Consider the following 19,681-nt stretch of genomic DNA (forward strand, 5'->3'; position numbering starts at 1 on the left):
CGAGCGGATTGCTTTAGGAGACGCCGAGTTCGTTGTCGATGAAGTCAAACATGTCATCGTCGTCGGCGTCTTCCAGCTGGTCCGCGATGGCCGCGCCGGCCGCCGTGGCGGGGTCGGCGGGTCCGCCTAGCTCGACGGCGTCCAGCTTGCCGAGCAGGGCGCGCAGCCTGCCGCGCAGGGCGGCACGTTCGTCGCCCGACGGCGGGCCCGCGGCCAGCGCCGCTTCCAGACCCGCGAGTTCGGCGACCACGCCGCCGGGGCGTGCCCCCACCGTGCTCTCCTCGGCCGTTCCGTCGGTCTGCGGCAGGTTCTCGTCCAGGTAGGACGCGAGAGCCGCGGGCGACGGGTAGTCGAAGATGAGGGTAGCGGGGAGACGCAGTCCGGAAAGGGAGTTGAGTCGATTCCGGAGTTCCACGGCGGTGAGCGAGTCGACGCCCAGTTCCAGGAATCCCCGGGTGGCGCCGATCGCCTCGGGCCCGGAATGGCCGAGCACCATGGCCACATTGCTGCGCACCGCATCGAGCAGTGCGCGTTCCCGTTCCGCTCCGGAAAGGCCCGCCAATTGCTGGACGAGGGCGGGGGCGCCGGGGTTGCCCGCGCCGTTGGCGGCCGCCGCGCTTCCGGAGCGGGCGGGCGCCCTGTCGACGCGGCGGGCCGAGGTGCGGACCAGGTCCGAGAAGACGGGCTGTACGCCGTCGGGGCCCGCGGAGGCCCGCAGGGACGCGGCGTCCAGACGGAGGGGGACGAGGGTCGCCGGTGCTTCGGCTGCCCTCAGGCTCACGGTGGTCACCGCGGCGTCCAGGAGGGCGAGGCCCTCCTCCGTGGACAGCGCCGCGACGCCGCCCCGCGCCATCCGCCCGAGATCCGTACCGCCCAACTTGCCCGTCATGTCGCTGTCCTGCGCCCACAGGCCCCAGGCCAGGGAGGTCGCCGGGAGGCCCTGGGCGCGGCGGACGACCGCGAGTGCGTCCAGGAGGCTGTTGGCGGCCGCGTAGTTGGCCTGCCCCGCGCTGCCGAGCACACCGGCGGCGGACGAGAACAGCACGAAGGCGGACAGGTCGAGGCCGGCCGTCAGCTCGTGCAGGTGGAGTGCCGCGTCCGCCTTGGGACGCAGGACCGCGTCGAGGCGCTCGGGCGTCAGGGAGGTGACGATGCCGTCGTCCAGGACTCCGGCCACGTGCACCACCGCCGACAGCTCGCCGCCGTTCTCCTTCAGGAAAGCGGCCAGCGCGTCGCGGTCCGCGACATCGCATGCGGCCACGGCCACCTTCGTGCCCGCCTCCTCCAGTTCGGCGCGCAGTTCGGCCGCGCCCTCGGCGGCGTCGCCCCTGCGGGAGACCAGGAGGAGGTCCCGTACGCCGTGCCGCTCGGCGAGGTGCCGCGTCACCACGCGCCCAAGGCCGCCGAAGGCACCCGTCACCAGGACCGTGCCAGTGCCGTACGGGGCGTCCACGTCCCCTTCCGCTTCCTCGGCCGGTGCGGCCGTCGGCACCCGCGTGAGCCGGGGCACCCACACCGCGCCGTCCCGCACGGCCACTTCGGGCTCGCCGGCCGCGAGCGCGGAGGCCAGCACCGACGGGTCCAGCACCTTCGCTTCGCCGCCCGTGTCTGCGTCCTTGTCCAGGTCCGTGGCATCTACGTCCACGAGGACGAACCGCCCCGGATGTTCCACCTGGGCCGACCGCACGAGGCCTCCTGTCGCCGCGCCCACGGGATCGAGGTCCGCGCCCGTGCCCGCGACCGGCGCCGCGCCCCGCGTCACGACCACGAGCCGCACGTCCACGAACCGCTCGTCGGCGAGCCATGCCTGCACTACGCCCAGTGCCTCGGCAAGCGCCGCGGAGACGGCCTCCGGGCGTACGAGCGGTCGTACGGGCCCGTCGCCCTCAACGGCCGACGGCCTGTCCACCGGCCACACCACCGCCGCCGGAAGCGGCTCTCCCGCGTCGACCGCCGCACCCAGCGCCGCGAGATCCGCGAACGACCGCGCACCCGGCATCAGTCCGTCCTCGCCGAGCACCGCCAAGGTCACCTGTTCGGCGGGGATCGCGGGCTGCCGCTTCCACTCGACGTGGAACATCGAGTCTCCGGCGGCCTTGCCACCGAGCTGGTCGTCCGACACCGGGCGCGACACGAGCGAGTCGACGGTGGCGACCACCTGGCCGGTCTCGTCCGCCAGCGTCAGGGTCACGGCGTCCGCTCCGACGCCTGCCAGTCGTACCCGGACCGTAGCGGCCCCTGCCCGGCGCAGCCGCACGCCGCTCCAGGCGAAGGGCAGCCCCAGGCCCTGGCGTTCGTCGTCGCCGTCCTGCCGCCGGGGCAGGAGCAGGGTGGCATGCAGCGCGGCGTCAAGGAGCGCCGGGTGCAGGGTGAAGGCCGCGGCGTCCGCTTCCTCGGGCAGGGCGACTTCGGCGAAGACCTCGTCGCCGCGCCGCCACGCCGCGCGCAGCCCCTGGAACACCGGCCCGTAGCCGTATCCCGTCTCGGCGAGGCGGTCGTACAGCGAGGCCGCTTCGTCGATGGGCTCGGCGTCCGCCGGCGGCCACTGGGCCAGGGCGCCGGGCTCCTCCGCATCGTTCGCGGAGGCTGCAGGGGTCGCGGTTTTCTCGGTGTCCTCGGAGGACAGGAATCCGGCGGCGTGGCGGGTCCACGGCCCCTCAGGGTCGCCCTCGTCGCGGGAGTGCACACTCACCGGCGAGCGCCCGTCCTCGTCCGCCGCGCCGACGCTCACCTGGATCTGTACGGCGCCACGCTCGGGCAGCACCAGCGGGGCCGCCAGCGTCAGCTCCTCCAGCACCCCGCAGCCGACCTCGTCACCGGCGCGTACGGCGAGTTCCACGAAGGCCGTACCGGGCAGCAGCACCCGCCCCGCCACGGCGTGATCGGCCAGCCACGGATGCGTGGCCACCGACAGCCGGCCGGTCAGCAGGTGGCCGCCCGTGTCCACGAGCGGCACCGCCGCGCCCAGCAACGGGTGCCCGGCCGACACGAGTCCCGTCGCCGACACGTCACCCGCCGCGGCGCCCGCGCCCGCCTGCGGCCAGTAGCGCCGCTTCTGGAAGGCGTAGGTGGGCAGGTCCACACGGCGGCGGGAATCGGCCGGGGCGTACAGCGGTGCCCAGTCGACGTCGGCCCCGCGCACGTGGAGCCGGGCGAGGGCGGCCAGGAAGGTGTCCGGCTCCGGACGGTCCCTGCGCACCGCCGTGATCAGGCCCGCCTGGCTCTCGGGTTCGGTGAGGGTGTCGTGGGCCATCGCGGTGAGTACGGCGTCGGGGCCCAGCTCAAGCAGCGTGGAGACGCCCTGTGCGGTGAGGGCGCGCAGGCCGTCGTGGAAACGGACCGCCTCGCGCACGTGCTGCACCCAGTACTCGGGGTCCTGGAGCTGGGCGGCCTCGGCCGGTTCACCGGTGACGTTGGAGACCACCGGCAGCACCGGGTCCTGGTACGTGAGGTTCTCGGCGACCTTGCGGAAGTCGTCCAGGATCGGGTCCATCAGGGGTGAGTGGAAGGCGTGGGACACCTTCAGCCACCGCACCTTGCGGCCCTCACCGCGGAGGGTCTCCTCCAGGCCCTCCAGCACCTCCCGCTCACCTGACAGCACGACCTGCGAGGGCCCGTTCACCGCAGCCACACCGGCACGGTCTTCCGTGCCCTTCAGCAGCGGCAGTACGTCGTCCTCGGCCGCCTGCACGGCGAGCATTGCGCCACCCTCGGGCAGAGACTGCATCAACTGGCCGCGCGCAGCGACGAGTTGGGCCGCGTCCTCCAGCGACCAGAGCCCGGCTACGTACGCGGCCGTCAGCTCGCCGATCGAGTGCCCGCCCACGATCTCGGGACGTACGCCGAAGGCCTCGGCCAGCCGGTACAGGGCCACCTCCACCGCGAACAGCGCGGGCTGCGCATACCCCGTCTGCTCCAACAGCCCGGCGTCCTCGCCGAACATCACATCCTTCAGGGGCCGGTCCAGGAGTCCGTCCAGGTAGGCGCACACCTCGTCCAGCGCGTCCGCGAACACCGGGAAGGTCTCGTACAACTCCCGGCCCATACCGAGCCGCTGGCTGCCTTGCCCGGTGAACACCACGCCGAGGCGGCCATCGACCACAGACCCAGACACCACACCACCCGGACCACCGGAAGCCACCGCCTCAAGCCCGGTCAGGAACTCCTCCCGCTCCCGGCCGAACACCACAGCCCGGTGCTCATGCAGGGCCCGGCCCGACAACAACGACCAACCCACGTTCACCGCGTCGACGTCGGGCTGCGTCACCACGTGCTCGCGCAACCGACCGGCCTGCGCCCGCAGCGCCTCCGCACTCCGCGCCGACACCAACCACGGCACACTAGATAGAACGACCGTTTTAGCCGACTCGGTGGGCTCCTCCGCCGCCGGAAGCTGCTCCACGATCACATGCGCATTCGTCCCGCTCACACCGAACGACGACACACCCGCACGACGCGGCCACTTGGCCTCGGGCCACTCGCGCGCCTCGGTCAGCAGCTCAACTGCCCCTGCCGACCAGTCCACATGCGTGCTCGGCTCATCGACATGCAGCGTCGGCGGCAGGACGCCCTCCCGCATCGCCATCACCATCTTGATCACACCGGCGACACCGGCAGCGGCCTGTGTGTGCCCGATGTTGGACTTGATGGAGCCGAGCCACAGAGGCCGGTCGGTCGACCTCTCCTTGCCGTACGTCGCGAGCAGCGCCTGCGCCTCGATCGGATCGCCCAGCGTGGTGCCCGTGCCGTGCGCCTCCACGGCGTCCACCTCACCGGCGGTGAGACCGGCGTTCGCCAACGCTGCCCGGATAACTCGCTGTTGGGACGGGCCGTTCGGGGCGGTGAGGCCGTTGCTGGCGCCGTCCTGGTTGACCGCCGAGCCGCGTACGACGGCCAAGACCTCATGGCCGTGACGCTGCGCGTCGGAAAGCCGCTCCAGGAGCAGCAGACCGACCCCCTCACCCCAGCCCGTACCGTCCGCAGCCTCCGCGAACGCCTTGCAGCGCCCGTCGACAGCAAGGCCACGCTGGCGGCTGAACTCCACGAAGGTGTCGGGCGTGGACATCACGGTCACGCCGCCCGCGAGGGCCATGTCGCACTCGCCCTGACGCAGCGCCTGCGCGGCCAGATGCAGCGCGACCAGCGACGACGAGCACGCCGTGTCGACCGTCACCGCCGGGCCTTCCAGGCCGAACGCGTACGACAGACGGCCGGACACGACGCTCGCCGCGTTGCCGGTGCCGAGGTAGCCCTCGCCGCGGTCGGGTGCGGTGCGCAGGACGTCCTCGTAGTCCTGGCCGTTGGTGCCGGAGAAGACTCCGGTGCGGCTGCCGCGCAGAGTGGCCGGGTCGATGCCCGCCCGTTCGAAGGCCTCCCAGGCGGTCTCCAGGAGGAGCCGCTGCTGCGGGTCCATGGCGAGGGCCTCGCGCGGGGAGATGCCGAAGAAGTCGGCGTCGAACTCGGCCATGTCGTGCAGGAAGCCGCCCTCGCGGACGTAGCTCGTCCCGGCGTGGTCGGGGTCCGGGTGGTAGAGGGCGTCCACGTTCCAGCCGCGGTCGTCCGGCATGTCGCCGATGGCGTCCTTGCCGTCGTGGAGGAGTCGCCACAGGTCCTCGGGGGACCGTACGCCGCCGGGGAAGCGGCAGCTCATCGCCACGATCGCGATCGGGTCGCCGTCCATCGGAGCCCCGGCCTCCGCCGAGGTGGCGGCCGCCGCCACGGCATCCTCCGGCACGAGGCCGTCGAGGAGTTCACCGCGCAGGTGTCCCGCGAGTGCCGCCGGTGTCGGGTGGTCGAAGACGAGTGTCGCCGGGAGGTGCAGGCCGCTGGCGGCGCCGATGAGGTTCCGCAGTTCGACCGCGGTCAGCGAGTCGAAGCCGAGGTCCTTGAAGGGGCGCGTGGCGTCGACGGTCTTGGTCGCGGGATAGCCGAGGACGGTGGCCACGCGGTCGCGCACGAGGTCGAGGAGCGCCCGCTCCCGTTCCGCCGCCGGGAGCGCCGCGAGCCGCTCCGCGAGCGAGGACGGGGACGAGGCCGCGCCCCGCGTCGGCTCACGGTCCCGGCCCGTGGTCGCCGCTCCGGCCGTCGGTCCGTCGGGCCCGGTGAGCTGGTCGAAGAGGTGGCAGGGGCGCGCCAGGGAGTACGTCGGCGCGTACTGGTCCCACTCGACGTCGGCGAGGACGACCGCCGCGGTGCCCGAGTCCGCCAGCACCGCGGCCATCGCGGCGACGGCCAGGTCCGGTGCCATGGCGGGCATGCCGCTGTCGCGCACCCGCTGCTCCACCACTCCGCCGTCGGCCGCCATGCCGCCGCCGGCCCACGGCCCCCAGGCCAGGGACACGGCGGGCAGGCCGAGCGACCTGCGGTGCTCGGCGAACGCGTCGAGGAAGGCGTTCGCGGCGGCGTAGTTGCCCTGGCCGCCGATGCCCAGGGAGCCCGCGACGGAGGAGAACAGCACGAAGGCCGTCAGGTGGTCGCTGTCGCGCGTCAACTCGTGCAGGTTCAGGGCCGCTTGGGCCTTGGGGCGGAAGACGGTGGCGAACCGCTCGGCGGTCAGGCCGTCGAGGACGCCGTCGTCCAGCACACCGGCCGTGTGGAAGACGCCGGTCAGCGGCATGTCCGCCGGAATGGCGTCCAGGACCCGGGCCAGGGACTCGCGGTCCGCCGCGTCGCACGCCGCGACGGTCACGCGTACGCCCGTCTCTTCCAATTCCGCCCGGAGTTCGGGCGCGCCGGGCGCGTCGAGGCCGCGGCGGCTCGTCAGTACGAGGTGCTCGGCGCCCGTGGCCGCCAGCCACCGCGCGACGTGCCCGCCCAGCGCGCCGGTACCGCCGGTGACCAGCGCCGTGCCCCGCGATGACCACTCTGGGGTACGCGTCTGGGACCGCGCCGGAGACTGCCCCGGACGCCCCTCCCCTGTCGACCCGTCGCCCAACGGCGCCCGGGCCAAGCGGCGCACGAACACCCCGGACCCGCGCACCGCCACCTGGTCCTCGCCCGACGCCGCGCCCAGGGCGTCGGCCAGCCGCAGCCCCGCCCGCTCGTCGGCGCTCGCCGGCAGGTCGACCAGGCCGCCCCACCGCTGGGGCTGCTCCAGGGCGGCCACCCGGCCCATGCCCCACACGGCCGCCTGCGAGGGCGCCGTCAGGAGGTCCGAGCGGCCAGTGGTCACCGCGCCGCGCGTGGCGGCCCACAGCGGCGCCGCCACCTCCGCGTCGCTCAGGGCCTGGAGGAGCGCGAGCACTCCCTCAAGGCCTGCGGCGACGGTCGGATGGGCCGAGCCTTCGGAGTCGTCGAGGGCGAGCAGCGAGAGCACGCCCTGGGGGGCGCCACCGGCACCCGAATCGCCCTCCCTGTCAAGGAGTTCACGCAGCTTGTGAGCCAACACGTCGCGCCGGGTCTCGTCACGGCCCACCGCAACCCGGACGGCGCGCGCGCCCCGCCCCTCAAGCCCGGCGACCGCGGCGGCCACCCACGGATGCGCCGCCTCGTCCGCCGGAGCGACCACCCACCACGTGCCGTCGAAGGCGGCGGGCGCGAGGCCCGTCAACGGCTTCCACGCCTCCCGGTACATCCACCGCCCGACCGTCGAGCTCTCGCGCCGCTGCCGCCGCCACGACGACAGCATCGGCAGCACCTCACCGAGCGCCACACCCCTGACATCGGCCTCCGCGCCCAACTCGGCACTCAGCGAGTCCAGGTCCTCCCGCTCCACGGCCTCCCAGAAACGGGCCTCCACCTCGTCGCCGACGAAACCGTCCGCACGACTGGCAGCGGCAGTAGACGTGTCCGCCAACTCCAGCCAGTAGTGGTCGCGTTGGAAGGCGTACGTGGGCAGATCGACGCGGCGCCGGGCCTCGACGGGGGCGTACAGCGGCGCCCAGTCGACCTCGACGCCCCGTACATAGGCCTTGGCGAGGGCGGCCAGGAAGGTCTCGGCTTCCGGACGGTCCTTGCGCAGGGCGGCAATGAGGCCCGCCTGCTCGGCCGGGTCGGTGATCGTGTCGTGGGCCATTGCCGTGAGGACGGAGTCCGGGCCCAGCTCCAGGAGCGTCGACACGCCGAAATCGGTGAGGGCGCCGAGACCGTCGTGGAAACGGACCGCCTCGCGCACATGCCGCACCCAGTAATCGGGGTCCTTCAACTCGTCGGCGGTGGCGAGCCGCCCGGTCAGGTTCGAGACGACCGACAGCGCCGGGTCCTGATACGTCAGGCCCTCCGCCACCCGCCGGAACTCGTCCAGGACCGGGTCCATCAGGGGTGAGTGGAAGGCGTGGGACACCTTCAGCCACCGCACCTTCCGCCCCTGACCACGAAGGGTCTCCTCCAGTCCCTCCAGAGCTGTGCGGTCACCGGAGAGAACCACCTGCGAAGGCCCGTTGACCGCCGCCAGGCCCACACGGTCCGATATGCCCTCCAGGAGCGGCAGCACATCAGCCTCCGCCGCCTGCACGGCCAGCATCGCCCCGCCCTCGGGCAGGGACTGCATCAACCGCCCTCGCGCGGCGACGAGTCGGGCCGCGTCCTCCAGCGACCACACCCCGGCCACGTACGCCGCTGCCAGCTCGCCGATCGAATGCCCACCGACGATCTCCGGCCGCACCCCAAAGGACTCCGCAAGCCGGTATAGGGCCACCTCCACGGCGAACAACGCGGGCTGCGCGTACCCCGTCTGCTCCAACAGCCCGGCATCCTCGCCGAACATCACGTCCTTCAACGGACGCTCAAGCAACCCATCCAGGTGCGCGCACACCTCGTCCAACGCGTCCGCGAACACCGGGAACGCCTCGTACAACTCCCGGCCCATACCGAGCCGCTGACTCCCCTGCCCGGTGAAGACGACCCCGAGACGCCCCTCGACCGCAGCCCCGGACACGACACCCGCAGCACCAGAAGCCAGCGCGTCAAGCCCGGTCAGGAACTCCTCCCGCTCCCGCCCGAACACCACAGCCCGGTGCTCATGAACGGCCCGGCCCGACAACAGCGACCAGCCCACATCAACGGGCTCCAGCTCAGAGCGCTCAGCCACGTGCTCACGCAACCGACCGGCCTGCGCCCGCAACGCCTCCGCACTCCGCGCCGACACCAACCACGGCACATTGGATAGAACGCTCGTTTTAGCCGACTCGATAGTCTCCGCCGCCGGAACCTGCTCCACGATCACATGCGCATTCGTCCCGCTCACACCGAACGACGACACACCCGCACGACGCGGCGCACCGCCGTCCCGCTCAGCCCACTCCCGCGCCTCGGTCAGCAGCTCAACAGCTCCCGCCGACCAGTCCACATGAGAACTCGGCTCATCGACGTGCAGCGTCGGCGGGAGCACGCCCTCCCGCATGGCCATCACCATCTTGATCACACCGGCGACACCGGCAGCGGCCTGCGTGTGCCCGATGTTCGACTTCACCGAGCCCAGCCACAGCGGCCGGTCGGCCGCCCGCTCCTGTCCGTACGTCGCGAGCAGCGCCTGCGCCTCGATCGGATCGCCCAGCGTCGTACCCGTACCGTGCGCCTCGACCGCGTCCACCTCAGCGGCCGACAGCCCGGCACTCGCCAACGCAGCCCGGATCACCCGCTGTTGGGACGGACCGTTCGGCGCCGTAAGCCCATTGCTGGCCCCGTCCTGATTGACCGCCGAGCCACGCACGACCGCCAGCACCTCATGCCCGTGACGCCGCGCGTCCGACAACCGCTCCAGCAACAGCAGACCGACACCCTCACCCCAGCCGGTACCGTCCGCCGCCTCCGCGAACGCCTTGCAGCGCCCGTCGACAGCAAGGCCACGCTGGCGGCTGAACTGCACGAACGTGTCCGGTGACGCCATGACCGTGACGCCGCCCGCGAGCGCCATGTCGCACTCGCCCTGCCGCAGCGCCTGCGCGGCCAGATGCAGGGCCACCAGGGACGCCGAGCAGGCCGTGTCGACCGTCACCGCCGGGCCTTCCAGGCCGAACGCGTACGACAGGCGGCCGGACATGACGCTCACGGCGTTGCCGGTGAGGACGTGGCTCTCGATGTCCTGGGGGACGGCGGCCATGCGGGAGATGTAATCGTCGCCGTTGGAGCCGACGAAGACCCCGGCGCGGGTGCCGCGCAGGGTCGTCGGGTCGATGCCCGCGCGCTCGAACAACTCCCAGGAGGTTTCCAGGAGGTGGCGCTGCTGCGGGTCCATGGCGAGGGCCTCGCGGGGCGAGATGCCGAAGAAGTCCGCGTCGAACTCGCCCGCGTCGCGCAGGAATCCGCCCTCGCGGACGTAGGTCCTGCCCGCCCGGTCGGGGTCCGGGTCGTACAGCTCGGCGAGGTCCCAGCCGCGGTCGCCGGGGAACTCGCCCATGGCGTCGCGGCCCTCGGCGACCAGGCGCCACAGGTCCTCCGGAGAGCGCACGTCGCCGGGGAAGCGGCAGGACATCGCGACGATCGCGATGGGGTCGCCGTCGTCCGGCGCCGCGTCGGCGGCCGAGCCGGGCGCGGGAGCGTTGCGGGATTGCTGCGCGGCGGCGGCTCCGAACGCCTCCTCGGCCAAGTAGGTGGCCAGGAGAGAGGAGTTGGGGTAGTCGAAGACCAGTGAGGCGGGCAGGCGCAGGCCGGTGGCTGTCTGGACGCGGTTGCGGAGTTCCACGGCGGTGAGCGAGTCGAAGCCCAGCTCGCGGAAGGCGCGAGCGGGGTCGATGGCGTCGGGCGCGGAGTGGCCGAGTACGGCGGCGGCCTGGGAGCGTACGAAGGCGACGAGGGCGGCGTCGCGTTCCGCGGCGGGGAGCGGGGCGAGCCGTCGTATCCACTCCGGGCCGGTGACGGCGGCGGCACCGGACGTGTCCGGGGCGCCGTCGGCCGCGTCGGCCGTCCGCTGCCGTACTTCGGGGAGCGCGTCGAAGAGCGGGTTGGGGCGGGCCGCGACGAAGCCCGGCAGGAAGGTGTCCCAGTCGACGGCGGCGATGACGACGTTGGCGTCGCCGCGTTCGACGGCGTCCCGCAGGGCGGCGACCGCGGGCCCGGGCGGCATCGGCGGCATGCCGTCGCGCCGCGCCCGCTCGGAGCGTACGGCGGTGTCGGCGAGCCCGGCGCCGTCCCAGGTGCCCCAGGCGACGGAGGTCGCGGGCAGCCCGTCGGCGCGGCGCTGTTCGGCGAGCGCGTCGAGGTAGGCGTTGGCGGCGGCGTAGTTGGCCTGGCCCGCGCTGCCGAGCGCGCCGGACGCCGACGAGTACAGGACGAACGCGTCCAGATCCAGGTCACGGGTGAGTTCGTGCAGCGTGGCGGCCGCCGGGGACTTGGGGCGCAGCACGCCGTCGAAGCGGGCGGGAGTGAGTCCGTCGACGACACCGTCGTCCAGGACTCCGGCGGTGTGGACGACGGCCGTCAGAGGCGCGTCGGCGGGTATCCCGTCCAGGACGCGAGCCAGCTCCTCGCGGTCCGCCACGTCGCAGGCCGCAACGGTCACCCGTACGCCCAACTCCTCCAATTCTGCGCGAAGCTCGGGCGCGCCGGGCGCGTCGAGACCGCGACGGCTCGTCAGTACGAGATGGGCGGCGCCCTCACGCGCCAGCCGGCGCGCGACGTGCCCGCCGAGCGCACCCGTCCCCCCGGTGACCAGGACCGTGCCCTTCGGCGTCCATGGGGTGCGGCGGGTGAGGTCGGCGCCCGTCGCCTCTCCCCTGAGGAGGCGGCGTACGACGACTCCGGAGCCGCGCACCGCGAGCTGATCCTCGGCACCGGCACCCTCCGGGGCGCCTTCCGGAGCGTCTCGGGTGGACGCCGCGAGGATCGCGGCGAGGCGGGCGCCCGCGCGCGTGTCGTAGGCGCGGGGTACGTCGACGAGCCCGCCCCAGCGGTCGGGGTGTTCGAGAGCGACGGTGCGGCCAAGGCCCCACAGGTGGGCCTGGACGGGGTGGTCGAGGCGGTCGCTGCGGCCCGTCGACACGGCGCCCTGGGTCAGGGCCCACAGGCGGGCCTCGCACCCGGTGTCGCCGAGCGCCTGCACCAGCGCCGCGGTGGCCGCGAGCCCGGCGGGCACGGCGGCGTGCTCCTCCAGGGGGGTCTCGTCGAGGCCGAGAAGCGAGACGACGCCGACGATCGGCACATCGCCGGAACCGGAGTCGGTGCCGGTGCGGGTGCCAGTGCCGGAGTCGTTGCCAGTTCCAGCACCGGCGAGCTCCGCGTCCGCGGATGCGTTGCCCCCGGTCACCTCCCGCAACCGCCCCGCCAGCCCCTCGCGCGTGGCCTCCCCCGCGCCCAGGCACCACGGCACCGCCTCGGCGCCCGCGTCCGTCAGCGCCTCGGTGACCCCCGTGACCCACGGGTGATCCTGCGCGCTGTCGGGCACCACGACGAGCCAGCGTCCCGACAGGCGTGCCGACGACAGGCGGCCGGCCGGCAGGGGCTGCCAGGCGACGCGGTAGCGCCAGCTGTCGATGACGGCGCGCTCGCGCCGCTGCCGCCGCCACGCGGACAGGCCGGGCAGCACCTCGCTGAGCGCGCCCTGTGCCACGTCGTCGAGGGATTCACCGAGGGTGGACGTCAGTTCGTCCACGTCCTCGCGCTCCACGGCCTCCCAGAAGCGCGCCTCGGCCGCGTCCTCGGCGGCGGGTCCGCCCGCGCCGGAGGTCCGCTCCTCGGTCAGCCAGTAGTGGCGGCGCTGGAAGGGGTACGTGGGCAGGTCCACGACGGTCCGCTCGCCGGGGAGGAGCGCGGTCCAGTCCGGCTCCGCGCCGTGGACGTGGGCTTCGGCGAGGGAGATGAGCAGGCGGTGGGCGCCGCCCTCGTCGCGGCGCAGCGAGCCGAGCGTGGCGGCGGTGCTTTCAGCGTCGTCGATGGTGGCCTGGACCGGGACGGTCAGGACCGGGTGCGGGCTCATCTCGACGAACAGGCCGTGGCCTTCGGCGAGGAGGCCGCGGGTGGCGTGCTCGAAGAGGACCGTCTGCCGCAGGTTGCGGTACCAGTAGTCCGCGTCCATGAGGGTGTCGTCGGCCAGCCAGTCGCCGGTGAGAGTGGAGTACAGCGGCACGTCGGGCGTACGGGGTGCGACCGGGGCGAGGACCCGCGCCAGGTGCTTCTCGATGGCTTCGACGTGCGCGGAGTGCGAGGCGTAGTCGACGGGGATGGTGCGGGCGCGGATGTCGCGGGCCACGCACTGCGCGACGAGTTCCTCCAGCGCCTGCGAGGCGCCGGAGACGACGACGTGGGCGGGGCCGTTGACCGCGGCGACCGAGAGGTCGTCGCCCCACTGGGCCAGGAGGGTGCGCACCTGCTCCTCGGGCAGGGGGACGGAGACCATGCCGCCGCGGCCGGACAGTTCGAGGATGGCCTGGCTGCGCAGCGCCACCACCCAGGCGGCGTCCTCCAGGGACAGCGCGCCCGCGACGCACGCGGCGGCGATCTCGCCCTGGCTGTGGCCGACCACGGCCGCGGGCTCGACACCGGCCGCGCGCCAGACGGCGGCCAGCGACACCATCACGGCGAACAGGACGGGCTGGACGACGTCCACGCGGTCGAACCGGTCGCCGTTCAGCTCCTGGAACAGGTCCCAGTCCACGAACGGGCCGAGCGCGTCCGCGCACTCCCGCATCCGCTCCGCGAACACCGGGGATTCGTCGAGGAGTTCACGGGCCATGCCCGCCCACTGCGAGCCCTGCCCCGGGAACACGAACACGGGCCGGACCGCGCCGCCACCGCTGCCGCCGCCCTGCGCCCGCCCGGTGACCACATCACCGGCGGCACCGTCGCCCTCGGCCAGGCGCTCGAGCCCGGCCATCAGCTCGTCCCGGTCCCGGCCCAGGACGACTCCCCGGTGCTCGAACCGCGACCGGGAAACCGCCAACGACCAGGCCACATCCCCCACACCCAACTCGGCGTGGGCGAGAAGGTGTTCGCGCAGCCGCTCCGCCTGCGCCCGCAGCGCCTCCGGAGTCTTCGCCGACAGGGCCACGGGGACGGCTCCCGCCACGACGGCCGGTGCGGCGGCCCCGGACGGCTCGCCCTCCGCGGCGGCGGCCACCGGCTCATCTGCCGGCGGCTGCTCGACGATGACGTGCGCGTTCGTGCCGCTCATCCCGAACGACGAGACGCCCGCGCGCCGCGGCGCGCCGTCGGCACGCTCGGGCCAGGCGCGCGCCTCGGTCAGCAGCTCGACGGAGCCCTCCGCCCAGTCCACGTGCGTGCTCGGCTCGTCCACGTGCAAGGTCTTCGGCAGCGTGCCCCGGTGGATCGCCTGGACCATCTTGATGACTCCGGCGACACCCGCGGCGGCCTGCGTGTGGCCGACGTTCGACTTCAACGAGCCGAGCCACAGCGGCTCCTGGCCCTCGGGCCGGTCCTTGCCGTACGTGGCGATCAGGGCCTGGGCCTCGATGGGGTCGCCGAGGGTGGTGCCCGTGCCGTGCGCCTCGACCGCGTCGACGTCGGCGGGCGTCAGGCCCGCGTCCGCGAGGGCGGCGCGGATGACGCGCTGCTGGGAGGGGCCGTTCGGCGCGGTGAGACCGTTGCTCGCGCCGTCCTGGTTGACCGCGGAGCCGCGTACGACGGCGAGGACGCGGTGGCCGTTGCGGCGTGCGTCGGAAAGACGCTCCAGGACGAGCATGCCGACGCCCTCGCCCCAGGCCGTGCCGTCCGCGGCCTGCGCGAACGGCTTGCAGCGGCCGTCCGGTGCCAGGCCGCGCTGGCGGCTGAAGGCCAGGAAGGAGCCGGGCGAGGCCATGACCACGACGCCGCCCGCGAGGGCGAGGGCGCACTCGCCCTGCCGCAGTGCCTGCACGGCCAGGTGCAGGGCGACCAGGGACGAGGAGCAGGCCGTGTCGACCGTCATCGTCGGGCCCTGGAGGCCGAGGGTGTAGGCGATGCGCCCGGAGGCCACGCTGGCGGCGGTGCCGGTGACGAGGTAGCCCTCCAGGCCGTCGCCCGCGTCGCTGAGGCGGGGGCCGTACTCCTGGGTCTCGGCGCCGACGAAGACGCCGGTGCCGGAGTCGCGCAGCGCGGCGGGGTCGATGCCCGCGCGCTCCAGGGCCTCCCAGGAGGCCTCCAGGAGGAGGCGCTGCTGGGGGTCCGTGGCGAGGGCCTCGCGGGGCGAGAGGCCGAAGAAGTCCGCGTCGAAGTCGCCCGCGTCGTGCAGGAAGCCGCCCTCGCGGACGTAGCTGGTGCCCGGCCGGTCGGGGTCGGTGTCGTACAGGGCGGCGAGGTCCCAGCCGCGGTCGGCCGGGAAGTCGGAGACGGCGTCCACGCCGTCGGCGACCAACTGCCAGAGCTCTTCGGGGGTTTCGACGCCGCCGGGCAGCCTGCAGCTCATGGCGACGATGGCGATGGGCTCGTCGTCGGCGCGGCGGGCCGCGGCGGGCACGTACGCGGCGTCGGCGGTGTCGAACAGTTCGGCGCGCAGATGGCGGGCGAGCGCGTCGGCGCTGGGGTGGTCGAAGACGGTGGTGACGGGCAGCTTGAGGCCGGTGGCCCGCTGGAGGCGGCGGTGCAGCTCCACGGCGGTCAGGGAGTCGAGTCCCAGATCCAGGAAGGGCCGTGACAGGTCGCCGGCCGGCCGCTCGCCGTCGGCGCCGCCACCGAGGACGGCGGCGACTTCCCCGGCCACCATGGCGCGCAGCCGCCGCTCCTGTTCGGGGCGCGGACGGCCTTCGAGGGTGTCACGCAGGTTCTCCGGGTGCGGCCGGACCTCCGGGTGAGCCGGGTGAGAATCGGCTGCGAATTCCTCGAAGTCGCTCAATGTTCCACTCCGTAGCACCGGCCGTGATGGCTTTCAGAAATTCCCTGACTGCATTCCGGGTGAATTTCCTGACTGCGCCTCAGAATTACTGACCGCAAGCACTGACCGCACTTCAGAGAAATTCGCCCACAATACCTGGGCAGGCTAACAGTGCGTACATCATTCTCCCTACCCCTAACCAGCCCCTACGGGGCCGGTGCGGCGGGCGGATACAGGGGTGTTCGGGAATGTCGCCCGGCTCTAGGGTCGGGCACGTGGAAAACGCTGTCCGGGTTGAGAATCTGGTGAAACAGTACGCGTCCGACGCACGCCGCGTGGTCGACGGCCTGAGCTTCGATGTGTATCGGGGCGAGGTGTTCGGCCTGCTCGGCCCCAATGGCGCGGGGAAAAGCACGACGGTGGGCATGATGACCACCCGGGTGCGGCCGACCTCGGGCGGCGTCGTCATCGACGGCGTGGACGTGGTCGCGCGGCCGAGACAGGCGAAGCGGGTGCTCGCGGTGGTGCCGCAGCGCAACAACCTCGACCGGTCACTCTCGGTGCGTCAGAACCTGCTGTTCCACGCCACGTACCACGGCATGCCGCGGGCCGAGCGGCGCGCGCGGGCCGATGAGCTCCTGGAGCAGATGGGCCTGGCGGACTACCGCAAGTCGAAGGTCGACGACATGTCCGGCGGGCAGGTGCAGCGCGTGATGATCGCGCGTGCGCTGATGCACCGGCCGAGCGTGCTGTTCCTGGACGAGCCCGCGACCGGACTCGATCCGCAGGCCCGCCTCTTCGTGCACGAACGGGTCGCCGAACTCGCCGAGCGCGGCGTGACGGTGGTCGTCACCACCCACGACATGGACGAGGCCGCCAAGCTCTGCGACCGCGTCGGCATCGTGGACCGGGGCACCCTGCTGGCCCTGGACACCCCCGAAGGCCTGGGCAAGCTGCTGCCCGCGCACTCGACGCTCGCCCTGACCGTGGAGTCGTCGCAGGGCCCGGAGCCGGTGGCCAAGCTGCTGTCGGAGCTTCCCGGGGTGCGCCAGGTCGACGAAGTGGACCCGGAGGCGCCGCCCGCGGACGGGTTCCGGTTCCGGATCTACACGGACACCGAACCCGTGGCGGCGCTCCAGCCGGCGCTCGCCGCGCTGACCGGCGGGGGGCACCGGGTGACGGATGTCGGCGTCGGAAAGGTGTCCCTGGAAGACGTCTTTCTCCACCTCACCGGAAAGAACCTGCGATGACTGCGACGACCGCGCCGACTTCGACGACCGCGGCGGATTCGGGTGGCCCGGCTCCGCGGGCCACGGGGCAGCTGCACACCTTCGGCGCCATCCTGTGGCGCGATGTCTTCGTCGCCCTGCGGCAGTTCCCGACGTTCATCGGGCAGGCCATCATCCAGCCGTTCTTCACGCTGTTCGTGTTCGGCGTGCTGCTGAGCGACGCGGGCTATGTGGACGGCGACTACAGCGCCGTCCTGCTGCCCGGTGTGCTCGCCCTGAACGGATTCCTCGGCGGCATGCAGAACACGGCACTGCCGCTCGTCGTCGACTTCTCGTACACACGGGAGATCGAGGACCGGCTGCTCTCGCCCATCTCGCTGCGCCTGGTGGCCGTGGAGAAGATCCTCTTCGGTGCCCTGTACGGATTCGTGGCGTCGCTGATGATGACGCCGGTCGGCATGGTGCTCCTGGATCTGTCGTGGCCGATCAGCAAGACGGTGCCCGCTCTCGGGATCGCCGGGCTCGGCGCCCTCGCGGGGGCCTCGATCGGCCTGTGCCTGGGCACGTCGGTCAGCAGCGACAAGGTCGACGTGATGTTCACCCTGGTCCTGATGCCCTTGCTGTTCACGGGCTCCACGCAGTTCCCGCTCGTCGCCCTGGACGAGGTCCGCTGGTTCCAGGTGATCTGCGGCGCCAATCCGCTGTCGTACGCCAGTGAGGGCATGCGGGCCGTGACGTCCCCGAACGTGGAGCACGTACCGCTGCCGATCACGCTGATCGTGCTCGTCGGATCCATCTGTCTCTTCGCGGCCATCGGCATCCGCGGATTCCTGCGCCGCGCGCAGGCGTGAGCCGTACACGCTGGAGCTGTACCCGCGTGAGCCGTACACACTGAAGGACCCCGGAGCGGTCGTCCGCTCCGGGGCCCTTTTCGTTCGTGGTCAGTTCGTGGTCAGTTCGTGGTCAGTTCTCGGGCAGGTCGATGGGCGCGAGCTCCTCGAACAGGTCCCCCGGGCCGGGGTTCAACGGCATGGTGGCGCCGCCGAGATGACGCTGGACGCCCCAGAGGGCGTTCAGGCCGGTCGTCACAGCTCCCTCGGCGAAGCCCGCCGTCCAGGAGACGTCGTCACCGGCGAGGAAGAAGCCGCGCTGCGTCCGCGCCAGGTCCTCCTGCATGAAGTGGGTGAACAGCCGCCGCTGGTAACGGTAATGGCCCGGCAGGTTCGCCTTGAACGCGCCCTGGAAGTGCGGATCGGTCTCCCACGTCACCGTGCGCGGAGGGGCGATGACGCGGGAGCGGATGTCGACGCCGGGATAGATGTCGGCGAGCGCGTCGAGGACGCCGTCCAGGCGCTCCTCGGGGGTGAGCGGGGCCATCTTCAGGGAGTCGTCGTTCCAGGTGTACGACAGGCACATGACGCCGGGGCGGTCCGGGCCCTCGTCGAAGAGGTAGACGCCGCGGGGCATGCGGTCGGTGAGGGTCGTACTCATCACGTCCCGGCCGGTGAGCGGATCCCGCTCGCGCCAGAAGGGGCGGTCGACGAGCACGAACAGCTTGGACGAGCCCATGTAGTGGCTGCGTTCCACCGCCGTCCACACGGGCGTGGGCAGCAGCGCCCGGTCGCAGCGGACGTTCGTGACCAGCGTCCGCTTGTGCGCGGTGAAGACGGCCACCGGGTAGGCGCGGGCCGTGCCGGCCTTGTCGTGGACGGTGATGCCGCGGGCGGTGCGCTCGATGCGGGCGACGCCGCCGCGCGGGCCGCCGCGGTGCAGGGTCTCCAGGGAGGTGCCTGCGGGCCAGTGCACGAGTTCATCGGGCGCGTGGGACCACAGCCGCAGGGGCAGCTGCTGGGAGCCGCCGACGACGAGCCGGTGGTCGTCCTCGGCGCCGGTGTAGACGACGCGCAGGATCTCCAGCATGGAGTTGGGGAAGTCGGTGTCCCAGCCGCCGGCGCCGAAGCCGACCTGGCCGAATATCTCGCGGTACTTGAAGGACTCGAAGGACGGTGAGCGGGCGATGAAGCCGTAGAACGACTCGTCGTCCAGGGCGCGCACCAGCGGGTTCCAGATGGCCTTGATGGCGGCGGTGTCGCGGCGGCGGATCGCGTCGTCCATGGCGAACAGCTCGGCGTGCTCCTGGAGGGTCTTGTCCCAGGCCATGCCGACTTCCTGATAGATGTCGGGGAGTTCGGCGGCGCGCCGGGCGTAGTGCCGCGCGCCGTTCAGGGCGACGACGGTGCTGCCGCTCGCGGCGGTCAGCGGGTTGGGGAACGGCCGCGTCTCGAGGCCGACCAGGTCCAGGTAGTGTCGCAGTGCGGCCGCCGACGCGGGGAAGCGCATGGCGCCGAGTTCGGCCACGGCGTCCGGGCCGCCGTCGAAGGCCGCCGAGCGCATCCGGCCGCCCACCTGCCCCGCCTCGTACACCACGGGGCGCAGCCCCATGCGCATGAGTTCGTACGCGGTGACGAGGCCCGAAATGCCCGCCCCGATGACGGCGACGGGCGTCCCGAACCCGTCTTCCGGAATTTCGCCGAGGCCGTGCGGACTCGACAGCCACGCGTCGTACGCGAAGGGAAAGTCCGGGCCCAGCATGGTGATGGAATCTGTTGTTCCGAGACGCGAACTGCCGTTGAGGGCAACCAACGGATACTCCTCTGACCGTGGTGGAGGCCGGCCCGGCGGTACGTTGCAGACGGCCGCGGTGAACCGGGCTTCGGCGGCAGGAGAAGGGTCCGCGATCAGCACGGCCGGGCCTCGCCCCGTGGGGGCCGGT

4 protein-coding genes are annotated in these 19,681 nt (G+C 72.8%); 2 read left to right on the top strand and 2 right to left on the bottom strand.

The features are described from left to right. Positions 1-13 precede the first annotated feature (13 nt). Entirely contained in the window at positions 14-15,700 is a 15,687-nt protein-coding gene (locus AC0KTA_RS04140; RefSeq protein ID WP_481053715.1) for a type I polyketide synthase, read from the bottom strand. A gap of 284 nt (positions 15,701-15,984) precedes the next feature. Here AC0KTA_RS04140 and AC0KTA_RS04145 point away from each other — a divergent pair, with 284 nt between their 5' ends. Together AC0KTA_RS04145 and AC0KTA_RS04150 are read left to right on the top strand one after the other, a co-directional pair. Continuing rightward, on the top strand, positions 15,985-16,929 hold the full coding sequence (locus AC0KTA_RS04145; RefSeq protein WP_481053716.1) for an ABC transporter ATP-binding protein: 945 nt from the start codon (positions 15,985-15,987) through the stop codon (positions 16,927-16,929). After that, positions 16,926-17,759: an ABC transporter permease gene (locus AC0KTA_RS04150; protein ID WP_481053717.1), complete on the top strand. Its 834-nt coding sequence runs from the start codon at positions 16,926-16,928 to the stop codon at positions 17,757-17,759. The genes AC0KTA_RS04145 and AC0KTA_RS04150 overlap by 4 nt, the downstream gene beginning before the upstream one ends. Before the next feature lie 112 nt (positions 17,760-17,871). Here the strand turns inward: AC0KTA_RS04150 and AC0KTA_RS04155 are convergent, their stop codons facing one another. Beyond that, entirely contained in the window at positions 17,872-19,500 is a 1,629-nt protein-coding gene (locus AC0KTA_RS04155) for a flavin monoamine oxidase family protein (RefSeq protein ID WP_481053718.1), read from the bottom strand. Positions 19,501-19,681: the final 181 nt, after the last annotated feature.

Source organism: Streptomyces sp. Y309, assembly GCF_056712025.1.

What these genes read in the sequence shown, in the direction of transcription:
- AC0KTA_RS04155 (WP_481053718.1), bottom strand. Translation starts at nt 19,500, where the DNA reads ATGCTGGGCCCGGACTTTCCCTTCGCGTACGACGCGTGGCTGTCGAGT.
- AC0KTA_RS04150 (WP_481053717.1), top strand. Translation starts at nt 16,926, where the DNA reads ATGACTGCGACGACCGCGCCGACTTCGACGACCGCGGCGGATTCGGGT.